Source organism: Streptomyces sp. NPDC057682, assembly GCF_042799575.1.
Lineage (GTDB): Bacteria > Actinomycetota > Actinomycetes > Streptomycetales > Streptomycetaceae > Streptomyces.
In genome coordinates, this window is sequence record NZ_JBHVIN010000031.1 from 19,696 (window position 1) to 32,286 (window position 12,591).

The 12,591-nt window shown below is 71.1% G+C and carries 14 protein-coding genes; all 14 read left to right on the forward strand.

Annotated features, from left to right (window positions below; genetic code table 11):
• Window positions 1–170: 170 nt before the first annotated feature.
• The 14 genes from ACFVDM_RS37210 (at window position 171) to ACFVDM_RS37275 (ending at window position 12,537) form a co-directional block, all read left to right on the forward strand.
• Window positions 171–593, forward strand: coding sequence for a hypothetical protein (locus ACFVDM_RS37210; protein WP_383651121.1), 423 nt, complete (start codon window positions 171–173; stop codon window positions 591–593).
• A 27-nt stretch (window positions 594–620) separates the two neighbouring features.
• Window positions 621–1,205: a hypothetical protein gene (locus ACFVDM_RS37215; protein ID WP_383651122.1), complete on the forward strand. Its 585-nt coding sequence runs from the start codon at window positions 621–623 to the stop codon at window positions 1,203–1,205.
• A gap of 23 nt (window positions 1,206–1,228) precedes the next feature.
• A complete protein-coding gene (locus tag ACFVDM_RS37220) occupies window positions 1,229–1,816 on the forward strand; it encodes a hypothetical protein (protein ID WP_383651123.1) in 588 nt (195 codons plus the stop codon).
• Window positions 1,817–2,332: 516 nt separating this feature from the next.
• Window positions 2,333–3,517 (forward strand): hypothetical protein, encoded by a 1,185-nt coding sequence (locus ACFVDM_RS37225; RefSeq protein ID WP_383651124.1) that lies wholly within the window; start codon window positions 2,333–2,335, stop codon window positions 3,515–3,517.
• A gap of 18 nt (window positions 3,518–3,535) precedes the next feature.
• Window positions 3,536–4,849, forward strand: a complete 1,314-nt coding sequence (locus ACFVDM_RS37230) for an MFS transporter (RefSeq protein ID WP_383651125.1) — start codon at window positions 3,536–3,538, stop codon at window positions 4,847–4,849.
• A gap of 36 nt (window positions 4,850–4,885) precedes the next feature.
• Complete coding sequence (locus ACFVDM_RS37235) at window positions 4,886–5,107, forward strand: hypothetical protein (protein ID WP_383651126.1); 222 nt, start codon at window positions 4,886–4,888, stop codon at window positions 5,105–5,107.
• Between the two features lie 194 nt (window positions 5,108–5,301).
• Window positions 5,302–6,444 (forward strand): AAA family ATPase, encoded by a 1,143-nt coding sequence (locus ACFVDM_RS37240; protein WP_383651155.1) that lies wholly within the window; start codon window positions 5,302–5,304, stop codon window positions 6,442–6,444.
• Window positions 6,441–8,240, forward strand: a complete 1,800-nt coding sequence (locus ACFVDM_RS37245) for a VWA domain-containing protein (protein ID WP_383651127.1) — start codon at window positions 6,441–6,443, stop codon at window positions 8,238–8,240. The genes ACFVDM_RS37240 and ACFVDM_RS37245 overlap by 4 nt, the downstream gene beginning before the upstream one ends.
• A 34-nt stretch (window positions 8,241–8,274) precedes the next feature.
• A complete protein-coding gene (locus ACFVDM_RS37250; RefSeq protein ID WP_383651128.1) occupies window positions 8,275–8,772 on the forward strand; it encodes a hypothetical protein in 498 nt (165 codons plus the stop codon).
• A gap of 92 nt (window positions 8,773–8,864) precedes the next feature.
• Entirely contained in the window at window positions 8,865–9,299 is a 435-nt protein-coding gene (locus ACFVDM_RS37255; RefSeq protein WP_383651129.1) for a hypothetical protein, read from the forward strand.
• Window positions 9,296–10,135, forward strand: coding sequence for a relaxase/mobilization nuclease (locus ACFVDM_RS37260; RefSeq protein WP_383651130.1), 840 nt, complete (start codon window positions 9,296–9,298; stop codon window positions 10,133–10,135). Before ACFVDM_RS37255 ends, ACFVDM_RS37260 begins: the two co-directional genes overlap by 4 nt.
• 189 nt (window positions 10,136–10,324) lie before the next feature.
• Window positions 10,325–11,077 carry a hypothetical protein gene (locus ACFVDM_RS37265; protein WP_383651131.1) on the forward strand — a complete coding sequence of 251 codons (753 nt, stop codon included), beginning with the start codon at window positions 10,325–10,327 and terminating at the stop codon, window positions 11,075–11,077.
• Between the two features lie 276 nt (window positions 11,078–11,353).
• The gene (locus tag ACFVDM_RS37270; RefSeq protein ID WP_383651132.1) at window positions 11,354–11,737 is read left to right on the forward strand and encodes a hypothetical protein; all 384 of its coding nucleotides are present in this window, start codon (window positions 11,354–11,356) and stop codon (window positions 11,735–11,737) included.
• The gene (locus ACFVDM_RS37275) at window positions 11,734–12,537 is read left to right on the forward strand and encodes a DUF317 domain-containing protein (protein ID WP_383651133.1); all 804 of its coding nucleotides are present in this window, start codon (window positions 11,734–11,736) and stop codon (window positions 12,535–12,537) included. Before ACFVDM_RS37270 ends, ACFVDM_RS37275 begins: the two co-directional genes overlap by 4 nt.
• Window positions 12,538–12,591: the final 54 nt, after the last annotated feature.

Sequence of the window (12,591 nt, forward strand, 5' to 3'; positions counted from 1 at the left end):
GCATCGATCGACCGAACGGAATCCGCGTGACCACCGCTCCAGAGCCTGCCCCGGCGGAGGCCTCGTCTCCACGTCCCGTCACCCGGGACGGCGCCACACCGCCCTCTTCGACCACATCCGCCGGTGTACGAACCGGCACCCCTTCTTCGCAGCTCACCACCGGCAAACGGATGGTGGTCGAGGCCCTCGGCGCATTGCCCCCGCGCCCGACCAGGCCCCGCACGGCGGACTCCGCCGAGGACATCGTCGCCTGGCTCGTGATCCGGGCTGCCAGTCATCTCGACCATGTGCATGCGCAGTTCACCGACGCCGCCCAGGGCGTGGCTTCCATGCTCGACCGAGTCTCCACTGGAAAGTCGTCTATCAACTCGCTGGGGGTTCTGCAGTCCCGGGGCCTGCTGATCGACATCCTCGCTGCCCGCCGAGCCGACGCCGTGGAGCACCTCAAGGAGGCCATCCACGCCTACCAGCGTGTCACAGCCTTCGGAAACCGCACCGCACAACCCGCACGTCGAGCAGGCCCCGGGCCGGTACCTCCAGGCCCGCCGCCGACCCCGGCCGGGCACAACGCATCCACGCCAAGGCCGCACTGAGCGCGACCCTCTGCACTGTTCCCACGGATGGAGCACTACTTCATTTCCGCTACCGCCCCCGAACCCGCCCCGCTTCCCAGCCACCGATACACCACTGATCCAGGGTGGCAGGAGTTGTGGCGCCGCCATGCCCACATCACCACGCCGCTGCGGACGCGCGGGCTCGAATGCGACATCGAGTTCGGCCTCAACTCCCACGTCGTCTATGTCGCGCTGCCCGACGACAGTTACCTGATCATCGCGCCCCCGTACGAGTCGTCCGCCGCCCGCCCGGCCGGCGACCCGGAAGGCTGGATCGTGACGCGGGAATCCCCTGACGATCCGACCGTGCTCGAAGTCGTCTACGACTCGACTCCCGGCTGCGACCCCGGTGTCCCCCCACGCCCGGAAGCCCGGAACGGCGGCGCTGCAGTACCCCTCATCCAGGCCATCGACCAGCGCCTGGAGGACCTCGGGCTGCTGCCGGACGGCCCGCCCCGGAGACCGCCGGCATCGGCGCGCGATCAGCACATCACCACCCCTCCTCGCGCTGCCCCCGTCGCCGTGGGCCGCACTCAGCCGTCCCCTCCCCCACGCATGGCGGCGACAGTCCAGCCCCGGCCGACACGCTGACCCATCCACACGGAGAACCGCCCTTGTCCACACGCTCCTTCATCGCACGCCCCGTCAACGGCACTGGCTACAGCGGCATTCAAGTCCAGCTCGACGGCCAGCCCAGCCACCACCTGCCGCTACTCCTGACCGCCTACCAGTACCGCTGGGCACGATCCGTTGAGGCCATGACCCGCCACCTCGTTGACGACGTGACGGTCGGGTGGGACGAACTCGGCACCGATCTCCTGGACGGCGCCCCACCCGCTCTCGTGTCCTCGCTGGTCGGCGACGAGCGGTGGCCCAGCCGCACCCTTGACCACCTGGTCACGCCCGACGGCTCTCCGCCGGTACGCATGTCCGTCACCGACGCAACCGTCGAGGACCAGGACATGCAGTGGGGGTATGTGCTGCACGGGTCGGGTATCGAGGTGATCTCTCTCATGAACGAGGACCTCGGCCCCATGGTCCGCTGGTCCACCGACCCTCGCTCCGCATTCAGCGACGACCCTGCGGCCTGGTCCTCACTTGCCGCAGCACCTGTCCGTGCGCCGCGAACCGCCCCGGCCCCACACGCCCCGACAGCCGTCCCGCGGAGTCCGGCTCCGGCGCGAACCGTCCCACACCGCTAGTCCGCCCGGTCACACCAACGCGCAGTCCCCCTTCGACAGCACAGGAGACCCCGCCTTCTTGCCCCCAAGTCCCCACTTCTCCTTCGGAGACCACACGGAGCACGGATTCGTCGCTTCGGCCTCGGCCTCGATGCCCACGACCGTGGCTCACTGGTACCTGACACGCGAAGCATTTCACCCGGTTCCCGGCGAGCCCGGCCTCTACCGGCTGAGCGAGCCCGAACGCGACGGTCTCCGCCGGACCCGACAGGCCGTCCACAACCTGCGGCGCCAGGGCTGCACCGTGCACGCCGACGTCCGCCTCGACCCGGCCGTCTCCGCCGGCCCCGCGCGACCGAGCCGGCCGAACGGGCTCCTGGAGCGTCGCGCCCGTCTCGCCCAGGCCGCAGCCGCCCGGACAACGCAACGCCGCTTCACACCACCCACCACGTCCGCCCCTGCCGCCCGGCCCGTCCCGCCGCGCCCCATCTACGCTCCATCCGCCCATGTGACGGCCACCGTCGGGGGGCGGTCCCGATGACAGCCCCGAACCGTCCGGCACGCGAAGACCAACAGCTGAGCTCATCCGAACTCGGCAATGCGGCACGCGAGTTCTATTCGAAGATGGACATCATCGGCAACGAGGCGGAAGCCGCCCTCCATGCGACACGGGACCGATACGGCCGCACCGTCCACCCCACCGCCGCAGCAGCCGCACGAGCCCACCGTGACAGCGCGGCGGTCGAGGCATACGCCGCGCACCTCGCTCCGCACGCCGAGGCTCTCCTCGACGCCGCCCGCCTCGTGCTCGACGGACTGCCCCCGGCCCGGCACCTTGCGGGCTGGCGGGCCGTCCTGGACAACCTGGCCACCTCTTCGGCCGAGATCCGACGGAGCCTCGACCGGCCGACTGTCCCCGGTTCCCGGGACGAACGCGCCGAACATGCCGCTCTGTGGCTATACATCACGGTATGGGCTGACCACGGTTCCATTGCCAGCGATCTCGCCGACCAGAAAGCCCACCACGAGGCTCCGCTGACCGACGAGGAACAGCGAATGTGGACCGAGAGGGCCCACGCCGCGCAACGCTGGGGGGATCTGGAGCTGACCGAGTCGTGGTACGCCGCCGACGGCCAGCTCATCACCCTCGCAAACCTGGTCGAGGACGACGACTCCACGGTGGTCGCCCTGCGTGGTGACCCAGGGGCACCTGGTTGGCAGGTAATCGGTCACTACGCCCACGAGCTGGAAGCGGGGCAGGCCCTGCCCCCGGCAGTCCCGGCAGGCGTGCTGCGCGCGGACGTCTCGCGGTTCAACCGTCCGGAACCGGCTCCGGATCTGTCCTTGCAGGACCTCATCCGGGATGTCGTCGAAGGCCGCAGTGCCGGTGACGCGTCGGATGCGCTCCTTGACGCCGTTCAACACAGCTATCCCGTCGGCCCCATGGTCCAGTTGCAGAATCTGCTGCAGATCAGCGCCCAGTTCGCCCTGGCACTGGAGACTGCACAGGGCCGCCAGATCGGGGCCCGCCTCACAGCGCTGAGCCGCCAGATCGGGTTCCTCGCCGGTGAAGTCGCAGATGCGGCGCAGGACCTGGGCGCGACCGTTGGCGTCCTGCCCCCGCACCGCACTCCCGTTCTGCGCGTCCGCCCGCGCACGGGCGTCGAGACCACACCGGCCGCACCGCCGCACCGCGCAACCACGACAGTCCGACACCCGTAGCGCCCCGAGAAAGTTCCGTTGCCTCCGACCGTCTTCCAGACCCCGGCACCGCGTATCACCTACGGCGCGGTACTGGGCACCCCGTACGTCGCCCGCCTTCTCGGCGGCACCCTTACCGGCCGGCTCCCCAACGGCATGGCACCCGTCGCGATCACGATGTGGGCCACCACGAGCGGCAGCGGCATCGCCTTCGGCGGACTGCTCAGCGCCCTGTACGGGCTGTCCTCCTCGCTGGTGCAGCCGGTCAAGGGGCGCCTCATGGACCGCCACGGCCAGACCGCGGTGGACGTCCCGGCCGCTGTTCTGAACTCCACGTTCCTGGCGGCTCTTCCGCTGGCCGGACCGTACGGCGGGCCGGGTCTCGCCACAGCCATCGTGGTCGCGGGCGGTCTGACCACCCCTTCTCTGGAGGCTGGCCTGCGGGCCCTGTGGCCGAGCGTGCTGCCCGAACCCCGGCTGCGGCATGCCGCCCTCGCCCTCGACACTGGCACGCAGGGGCTGTTGTACATCGTCGGCCCGCTGCTCGTCGCCGCCCTCGCCTCAACGTACGACCCCGCCGTCGCACTGGCCGTCGCCGCAGTGCTCGGCCTCTTCGGAACCGCTGTGGTCGTGCTCGCTCCGCCCTCACGGCGCTGGCGCCCGGCGCCGTCTCAAGCGCCGATGGCCGGCACCAGCGCGCCAATAAGCCCCGGCACCGGACTGGTGCTGATGTTCATCGCGCTTGCGGGCATCGGGTGCGCGATCGGGGCCATGAACGTGTGGTCGATCGCCATGGCCGAGCGCCACGGACAGGACATGCTCTCGGGCATCATCCCTGCCGCATTTTCCGCCGGTAGCTTCCTGGGCGGCCTCGTCTACGGCCGCCGCACCTGGAGGGCGTCCACCACAGACCGTCTGATCACCGCCGCCGCCGCGTTCCTCGCCGGATGGCTGCCGCTAACGGTCCTCCTGGACGCACCCGCAGTGGACACCGTCGCTGTCGCCGTGCCTGGGGCATTCCTGACCGTCGTGGTCGCCTGCGCCTACGTGACCACCGACGTCCTCACCCCGGCAGCCCGGACCAGCGAAGCGTACGCGTGGCTGATCCTCTCGATCGGTGTCGGGCAGTCCGCCGGTACCGCCTTGGCCGGGCGCCTCGCCGAGCAGCCGCTCGCCAGCGCGTCGCTCCCCGCCGCAGGCGCGGCCCTCGCCCTCGCTGTCCTTCTCGCCGCGCGCCGATACCTCCGCTCCGCCGAGAACTGGCCGATCGCCCGTCACCGCCGCCCCGGACGAACCCGGCTGAAGGTGCCCCGATCAGGGGGCACTCCCACCGCCCCCCTCATCCAGAAGTAGTGGATCCCATTGCCCAACACACCTGAAGAGCCATTCATGACGATCCGGCACGCCATTACCGGTGAGGTCACCACCACCGGCTACAACGCCGCCGCCCGGCGGATCCTGCTCCAGGACGGCTTCGAAGAGGCGCCGGTCTGCGTCTGCCAGGCGGCGGAGCCCGGTACGGAGGGGACGCACGGTGCTGCGCGACAGCCGACGAGCTGCTCGTCACCGACCGTCCCGTGCACCTGCGCCGAGCCCTCGGTCGACCGATGAGCGCCAGCGATACGCGCCCGGCTGGCTGGCCGCCGGTGTCGGTGCGGTCCGGGATCCGCTCCGAGAGCGGCCGGCCTCTCCGGCGCATCGCCAACCCCGCCCGCGCCCGCACCCGTTGAAGGGGCTTCGTTTTGACCACACCTGCACCGACCACAAGTCCAGCGCGGACCAAGGGCGGCGAGCTGCGGGCCAAGGTGGCCCGCCTGCTGGCCGACCGGCCGGCGGACACGCTCACCATCGGGAACATGGCCAGGCAGCTGGGCCACTCCCACGGCGCGGTCCGAAATGCGGCCCTCACCCTGGTGCGGCGCGGCGAGGCCGACCAAGACGGAAGGGGGCAGCCGCAGTTCCGCGCGAACGCGAAGACCGCTGCCGCCGCGCAGACGGCTGTGATCAGCCGGCCGGGCACGCACTCTCCCCGTGCCGAGGCGGCCACGGCGCGCACGACCGTTCCTGCGGCAGCCGCGCCCAGGAAGACCGGGCCGATCCGCCGTGCGGGCGGCCAGCTCTACCACCCCCGGGAGCTGGCCGATCTGCCCGACGTCGAGGCGTTGAACCGGCTGCGGGACGCGGACGTGCCGGTGCTGCTCTACGGCCCTCCGGGCACCGGAAAGACGAGTTTGGTGGAGGCGGCTTTCCCTGACCTGCTCACCGTCGCCGGGGACGGCGACACCACGGTCGGCGACCTGATCGGCGAGTACACACAGGCTGACAGCGGGGGCTACGTCTTCCAGTACGGTCCGCTGGTCACCGCGATGACCGAGGGCCGTGCCCTGCTGATCGACGACGCGACCCTGATTTCACCGATGGTGTTGGCGGCGCTGTATCCGGCGATGGACGGGCGCAGGCAGATCCAGGTCAAGGCGCACAAGGGCGAGACCATCAAGGCCGAGCCGGGCTTCTACGTGGTGGCGGGCCACAATCCCGGCGTCCACGGGGCGGTGTTGACGGAGGCGTTGTCGTCCCGGTTCAGCGTGCAGATCCAGATCGGCACGGACTACGACCTCGCCCTGGCCTTGAGGATCGATGCCCGGGTGGTCCGGGTCGCCCGGCACCTCGCCCACCAGGTAGAACTCGGCGAGCTGGGCTGGGCCCCCCAGCTGCGAGAACTGCTCAGCTACCAGCGCACCGAGGCCGTCCTGGGCACCAAGGCCGCGCTCGCGAACCTGGTCGGGATCGCTCCTGTGGAGGATCGCGACGCCGTCGCCGACGCCGTCATCAAGACCGTCGGCGTCAAGAAGGTCGCGCCCCTCACCCTCGGCAAGCAGATCCCCGCCTCAGCCGCCCGGCAGCCCCCGGGCAGCACCGCTTCCGCGAACCGGGGCCGCACGCGATGAGCGCCCACCACCACGTCCAGTCCCCCGCCACCACCCGGCACGACGACCTCGACCTCGCGCGCTGGGACGACGACGGCGCCCCGCCCGCGCAACCGCGCACCTCCCCGGCCGCGTGGCTGCGCGTGGGAGCCGAACTCGGCGACCGGCTGGTCGCCCTCTCCGGCCGCCAGGACCTCCTCGTCACCTGCCGCCCCGGCACACGCAGCGGCGCACCCGCCGCCTACTTCCCCACGCTGGGCGAGATCGAGGTCGACTCCCGCTTGTTCGCCCCGCTGAAGCCCCACGAGATCCACCCGCGGATCGTGGGCGACGAGGAGCGGTATCCCGCCGTCTGGGGCGTGTTCGTCCACGAGGCCGCGCACGCGGCCCACTCCGTCTGGACGGCTCCGGCCGGAGCGGACCCTCGTGTCGTCGAGGCCGCGCTGCTGCTGGAGGAGAGCCGTGTCGAGGGCGCGCACCTGATCACGCGGCCCACGGACCGCTCGTTCCTGCGCACCAGTGCTCGGACTCTGGTCATGTCCGACATCGCACACCCCACCGTCCAGGGCATCGAGCAGGCCGCCGCCGTGGCGGCCCTGATCCTCGGCCGCCGTGACGCCGGCGTTCTGGACGCCGGCGAGACCCGGGCCGTCGCCGAACTGTGCGAGAAGGTGCTGGGCGCAGACCTGCTGGCCACGCTCACCCGCGTCTGGACCGGGGCCCACCAGTGTGCCGACGACGACGCCACGACGATGCTCGCGCACGGTCAAGAGTGGTGCGACGCTCTGGACGCCGCGGGCCCCGTCCTGCCCGTGCCGGAAGGCCTCACCGATCTGCTGTCGGGCGCCGTGGGGGTCGTCATGGACAGCACGGCCGCCACCGACGCCGCCGACCTCGCAGCGCAGGCCGCGGCATCCAACGCCATCGCCGCGAAGGCCGAGGCGCAGGCTCAGGACCGCGCCCAGCGGGCCGGCCAGCGACGCAAAGCCGCCGCCACCGCCAAGTCGGTCTTCAACACCCATGGCACCACCGTCAACCCCGACGGCACACCGGCGCCCCACAACACCCCGGTCACCGGCACCCGCAGGCCCACCGCCGCCGAGAAGAGTGCCGCAGCCCGCCTGAGCCGCGCCCTGCGTGCCGCCGCCTACCGCGAACGGACCCAGGAACGGACCACCAGCCCCACCCCGCCCGGCCGCCTCAACATGGGCCGTGCCCTCGCCCGCGACGCCCAGCGCGCCGCCGGATCGGTCCCCACCGCGGAGCCGTTCACCCACACCCGCCGCCGCAACTCCCCCACCCCACCACTGCGCGTGGGGATCGCCGTCGACGTCTCCGGCTCCATGAGTGACGCCTGCAAACCCGTCGCCTCCGCCGCCTGGATCGTGGCCCGCGCAGCAGCCCTGACCGACCCGGACTCCCTCACCGCCACGGTCGCCTATGACAGGCACCTGACCGCACTGACCCGCCCCACCCACCGCGCACCAGAACGCGTGACGGATTTCGATGCCACCGGCGGGAGCCACAACCTCGGCGACGCCATCGACGCACTCGACCACGGCCTCGAACTCACCCGCCCCGGCACCGGCCGTCTCCTCGTGATCGTCACCGACGCCCACTACGGCAGCGACGAAACAGCCCAAGCCGTCACCCGCGTCAAACAGCTCACGACCGCCGGCTGCGCCGTACTCCAACTCACCCTCACCGCGAAGTCCCAGCACTTGCCGGGGACCACCTTGCTGCACCTCCCCAAACCGTCCAGCGCTCCCGCAGCCATCTCCAAGGCAGCCACAGACGCCATCCGCAGGACCCGCTGAGACGCCCCAGAAAAGAGAAAGCAGGAACAAACACGTGGCAATTCGCAAAGCCTGGAACGTTATTCATAATTGCGGACACGAAGCGACGCACGACCTGTCCAACCGTCCCGCTGACCGGCGTGCAGGTTTCGCGCGCTGGCTCGAAGGACGCGACTGCACCGACTGCTGGAACGCTTCCCGGAATTCTGACGCGGAGTCCCGGGCGGCATGGCTCGCCACCAAGCGTGCCGAAGAACAGCAGGCCGCCGCAGAGTGGACGGAGCGGTTCGACATGCCGCCGCTCGAAGGGCCCGAGAAAGCGCTCGCCTGGGGCGAGCGCTCCCGGCACCAGCTCGTCACTGCCGCGTACAGCGCGCTGGTGAGCGAGGGCACCTGGGACGAAGCCGACTGGGCCGTCCTCGAAGACAAGATTCGCACCGTCGCCCGCGCTGGATGGTGGATCGACCAGAGGGATACCGAGGGCTCTGACCTGCCCGAACTTCTCGACGCGGCCGAGGCGGCGGACCACGGAACGGAGAATCCGGTCCGCTGACGGCGGCAACATAGCCGGTGACCGCCGGTTAGCCAAACCGGCGTTCCTCCGGAGTATTGATGCTCCCGCCCCGTCACCCAGAAAGGAATCGCTTGCATCCTCCGCCCCGGGACCGTCAGCCCACTCCCGTCACTGTCGTTCCCGATCCATCCACTGCCACTCGGGACATCACCCACGCCCACTTCCGGGTCGGCGACACCGTCATCGTTCTGAAAGGCGTGGTCGGCGGGGAACTCTGGGGAGATGTGAAGAGAGTAGCCGCTCCCTCCTGGCACACATCGACCGACGAGAACGGGTGGCGGCTGCGGGATGCAACCGGCGGTGCTCAGTCCTACGTCACCGCCCATCCTCGCTATCTCGTACACCTCTCCCGCAGGTGTCCGGACTGTGTGATCCACGTGCGGGCCATGGAGAAGGCTCTCCTCGCGCGATTTGTCGGCCGCGACGAGCTGGTCGACTGCGGCTGGTACACCACCACCGCCGTTGGTCAGCTCGTACATGTCGCCGATGTCGGGGGCGGCCGGTGATTGTCCGCTTTCACGGGCGGACCCGTCTGCCGCACGATGCGCTGGAAGCGGCGTTGGACCGGCCGGTTGCCTCGAACGACGGGCCCGAGCGCACGGTCGTCGCGCACTGGCCTGGCCTGGATCGCTACACCCTGGGCTGTCGACGGGCGGACTGGACTTCCGCGGATTGGGCCGAGCACCTCGAAGACGCCTATCTGGAGCGCGCGTTCGCCGTCGCCCCGGAGCAGTGCGAGCGTGCGATCGTTCGGCTGTCCGTGTGCCTCGCGCCGACGGACCGGGAGCTGACGAAGCCGGAATGGGCCGAGGTCGCCATGCGCCTCGCCCGGGCCACCGGCCTCGATGTGCCCGGCGACGACGCCCACGGCTGCCGGTGGGTAGCCGTGCACGCAGAACCAGGACGTATGGAGCTGGTAGCCAGCCTGATCCTTCTCGACGGCTCGTGGCGGGTACTGCCCCGTGACTACATGCAGCGGCTGTCAGACGAGGCCCGTCGTCTTGAGAGAGATCTGCGTCTGGTCCCCGCCTCCGCCAGGACCGCCCAGGATCAGACCCGTCGCACCGTGTCCTCGGCATCGACGAGGCTCGGTAACACCCTCGTCCTTCTCGCTGACGAGCAGGGCGGTCCGCTGGCCACTGTCCGCAGGATCGTCGAGCACACCGCGCATCAGCTTGCCCAGCAGCCCGCAAACCCCGGGGCTGCCCATCGGCTGGAGCTGATCGGCCGTCGCATCCATAGCATCCAGCAGGACCTAGACGGCACGGTCGCTCACCTGACCCAGCCTCCCGCAGCCCCCTCTTCGGCCGGCCTTCGGCGCCCAAACCGACGCACGCCGTAGAGCTTCCACATCAGGCTCGGCCAGACGGCCGACCCCCGTGTCGCAGCACCTGCCCCGCGGAGATTCCGCCGACCGAGCACGAGCGGTCCGCCGTGTGTGCCGGTCCGCCCCCGCCGCGCGCCTTCACCGCTCCGCCGCCCCCGCTGGCCACGGGCTGCGCCGCTGACTCCCACTTCGCCCAAGGACCCCATGCCCAACATCACTGACTCCGAGCGCCTCGCCTCCTACGCCGACGTACTGGCCGGTGAACTCCCCGACACCTGGACCAGCACGTACCTGCCGGACCATGCGAAGGACGACCTCGCTGAACTTGCCGACCGCGTCTGGGACCTGGATCTGGTCGCCGCCGCCCTTGCCGAGCAGCCCCTGCAGCACGCCGCGGTCCTGAGCCGGCCTGACGGCGCGCAGCTCGTCCTTCTGGACCGGCACGAACGCGACGGCTTTCTCATCGCCGCCATCGCCCCGTCCGCCTTGCCCGACGAGGCATACCGTGCGGTTCCCGAGCCCAACGGGATCGCCCTGGGCGACGACCCGTTCCTGGGTGCCGAGGAGGTCGCCGACGATCTCCTCGCCCGTTACGACAGCGCCCTCGCTCAGGTCCGCGCCAATTCCCTGGGCGGAGTCCAGCCGTCGCAGGCCGACCGGATCGTACTGACCTGGCAGAAGGACGGGAGCATCGCCACGGCCGTCATCGACGACCGCGCAGGCACTGTCCTGATCTCCCACGGCTTCGTCCAAGACCCCCAGAGCGGCATCTACCGCCTGAGTGGTGACGACTCCCAGGTCCAGGCCCGTGCCCTTCGCGATATCAGCTCGCGCCTCGACGCGCTCGGCATCGGCCTCGCTCTCCAGCACTCGGTGGGCCGGACCGCCCCCTCCGCACCCACGTCCGTTCCGCCCGTCCCGGCCGGCCCCCGAACTCAGGTCACCCGGTCGCGGTAAGACGGCGACCGCGGGCACCCGGGGTGGCCCGGCGCCGCCCCAGGAGCGCCTCCTCCCCACCCGAACTCCGGAGAAACCAGTAGCAGCCCGCACACCCCCGCCGATCAGTACCCGGCTCAAGCCTCGACTCGCCACGGCCCTCTTCCGCCGGTATCTGCGCGCCTGCATTCCGACAGGACCCGACTTCTCCGCGCCGAGCACAGGTGCGCCCGAACGCGCCGGGCCCAGCTCGCCGGAGAACGCCGCGGCCCCCGACCGCCCCCGTTCTGGAGGCCCATGTCCCACCCAACCACGTACGCGGTGCGGCTGACCGACGAAATCACCCGCCTGCTCGGTCACCTGGCCGACCATCTGTCCCAGCTTCCCCCGCCGCAGGCCGCACAGGTCATCGCCCTCGTGCTCAACCCGGACAACGGAGTCCTGGGCGGTGTCACCCACCTCGTCGCAACTGGCAGTCTGTTCGCCAAGGACCAGGCCGAGCGCGGCGCGCTGCCGGCGGAAGTGTGGCTCGCCCTGGGCCGTGCCTCGAACGAGCTCGGCGACATCGCCCTCGACCTGGACGAGCACACCGACACCCTCCAGCGCGTCGGTGCCCAGCCCGCTGCCACGGCGGCACGGCCCCCGGCACCAGCGCCGCTCGTCGTACGGCGGCGCCGGTGAGGAAAAAGCAGCGGCGGGGCTGGGGCCCCAGCGAGCAGGCGGAGCAGCACTACCTCGTCCGGCCCCGTGCCCTGGCCGGCGGCGGCGACATCAGGCACGTCTCGGAGTACTTGGGCGCCTCTGGCTGGCGCGACAGGTCCAGAACGGGTGGCCCGCTGTTCATGGAGAGTCCGGACCGCACCGTGCGTGTCGCCTACGACCCGTACATCCTGCCCGGCGGGTGGACCGTCCACGGCCGGGCAGAAGGGGCCGGCGCCGAGTGGTCGGCCCACCTGGGCCGCCAGACGCCGGTGGAGATCGTCGCCGGACTCACCGACGCGCTCACCCGCCCCCGGTCCGCCCACGCCCCCAACGTCTGGGCGCCCCTTGCCGAGCAGGGCTGGAGTACGGGCGTCGAGGGCCCGGACCACACGGCCGCGAGCCCGGGCGGCACCGCATGGATGCAATTCCGGCATGGCCCCGACGGGGCGGCGATGTGGTGGACCGGGGCCCGGGACACACAGGGCAACAGCTGGACAGCGCACTTCACGCCGACCACCCCATTGCACCTCGTACAGGCCTTCGCCACAGAACTCGCCAGCCCGGACCCCGTGATGCGCCCCCGCGGACGCGTCCCGGCGAGCGCCCGGATCCGCACCTGGTCGGTGTCCGTGACGCCCTCCCAGCTCAACACATGGCAGCAGGCCCGGATCACCGCCGCCCGAGCCGCAGCCTGGGCCCGCAACAGCCCACGCGGCACCCGGCCGCGCACCAGCACCCGCCCGTACACCCCGGCCGGCGGCACACGCACCCGCCGCTGACCTCCACACCCACCCCGAGGAGTCCGATGCCCGGCATCCCCCCGGACGCCCACC

Excerpts from the sequence above, each read along its gene's own strand:
- ACFVDM_RS37210 (WP_383651121.1), top strand. The coding sequence starts at position 171 with ATGGTGGTCGAGGCCCTCGGCGCATTGCCCCCGCGCCCGACCAGGCCC.
- ACFVDM_RS37215 (WP_383651122.1), top strand. The coding sequence starts at position 621 with ATGGAGCACTACTTCATTTCCGCTACCGCCCCCGAACCCGCCCCGCTT.
- ACFVDM_RS37225 (WP_383651124.1), top strand. The coding sequence starts at position 2,333 with ATGACAGCCCCGAACCGTCCGGCACGCGAAGACCAACAGCTGAGCTCA.
- ACFVDM_RS37235 (WP_383651126.1), top strand. The coding sequence starts at position 4,886 with ATGACGATCCGGCACGCCATTACCGGTGAGGTCACCACCACCGGCTAC.
- ACFVDM_RS37245 (WP_383651127.1), top strand. The coding sequence starts at position 6,441 with ATGAGCGCCCACCACCACGTCCAGTCCCCCGCCACCACCCGGCACGAC.
- ACFVDM_RS37265 (WP_383651131.1), top strand. The coding sequence starts at position 10,325 with ATGCCCAACATCACTGACTCCGAGCGCCTCGCCTCCTACGCCGACGTA.
- ACFVDM_RS37270 (WP_383651132.1), top strand. The coding sequence starts at position 11,354 with ATGTCCCACCCAACCACGTACGCGGTGCGGCTGACCGACGAAATCACC.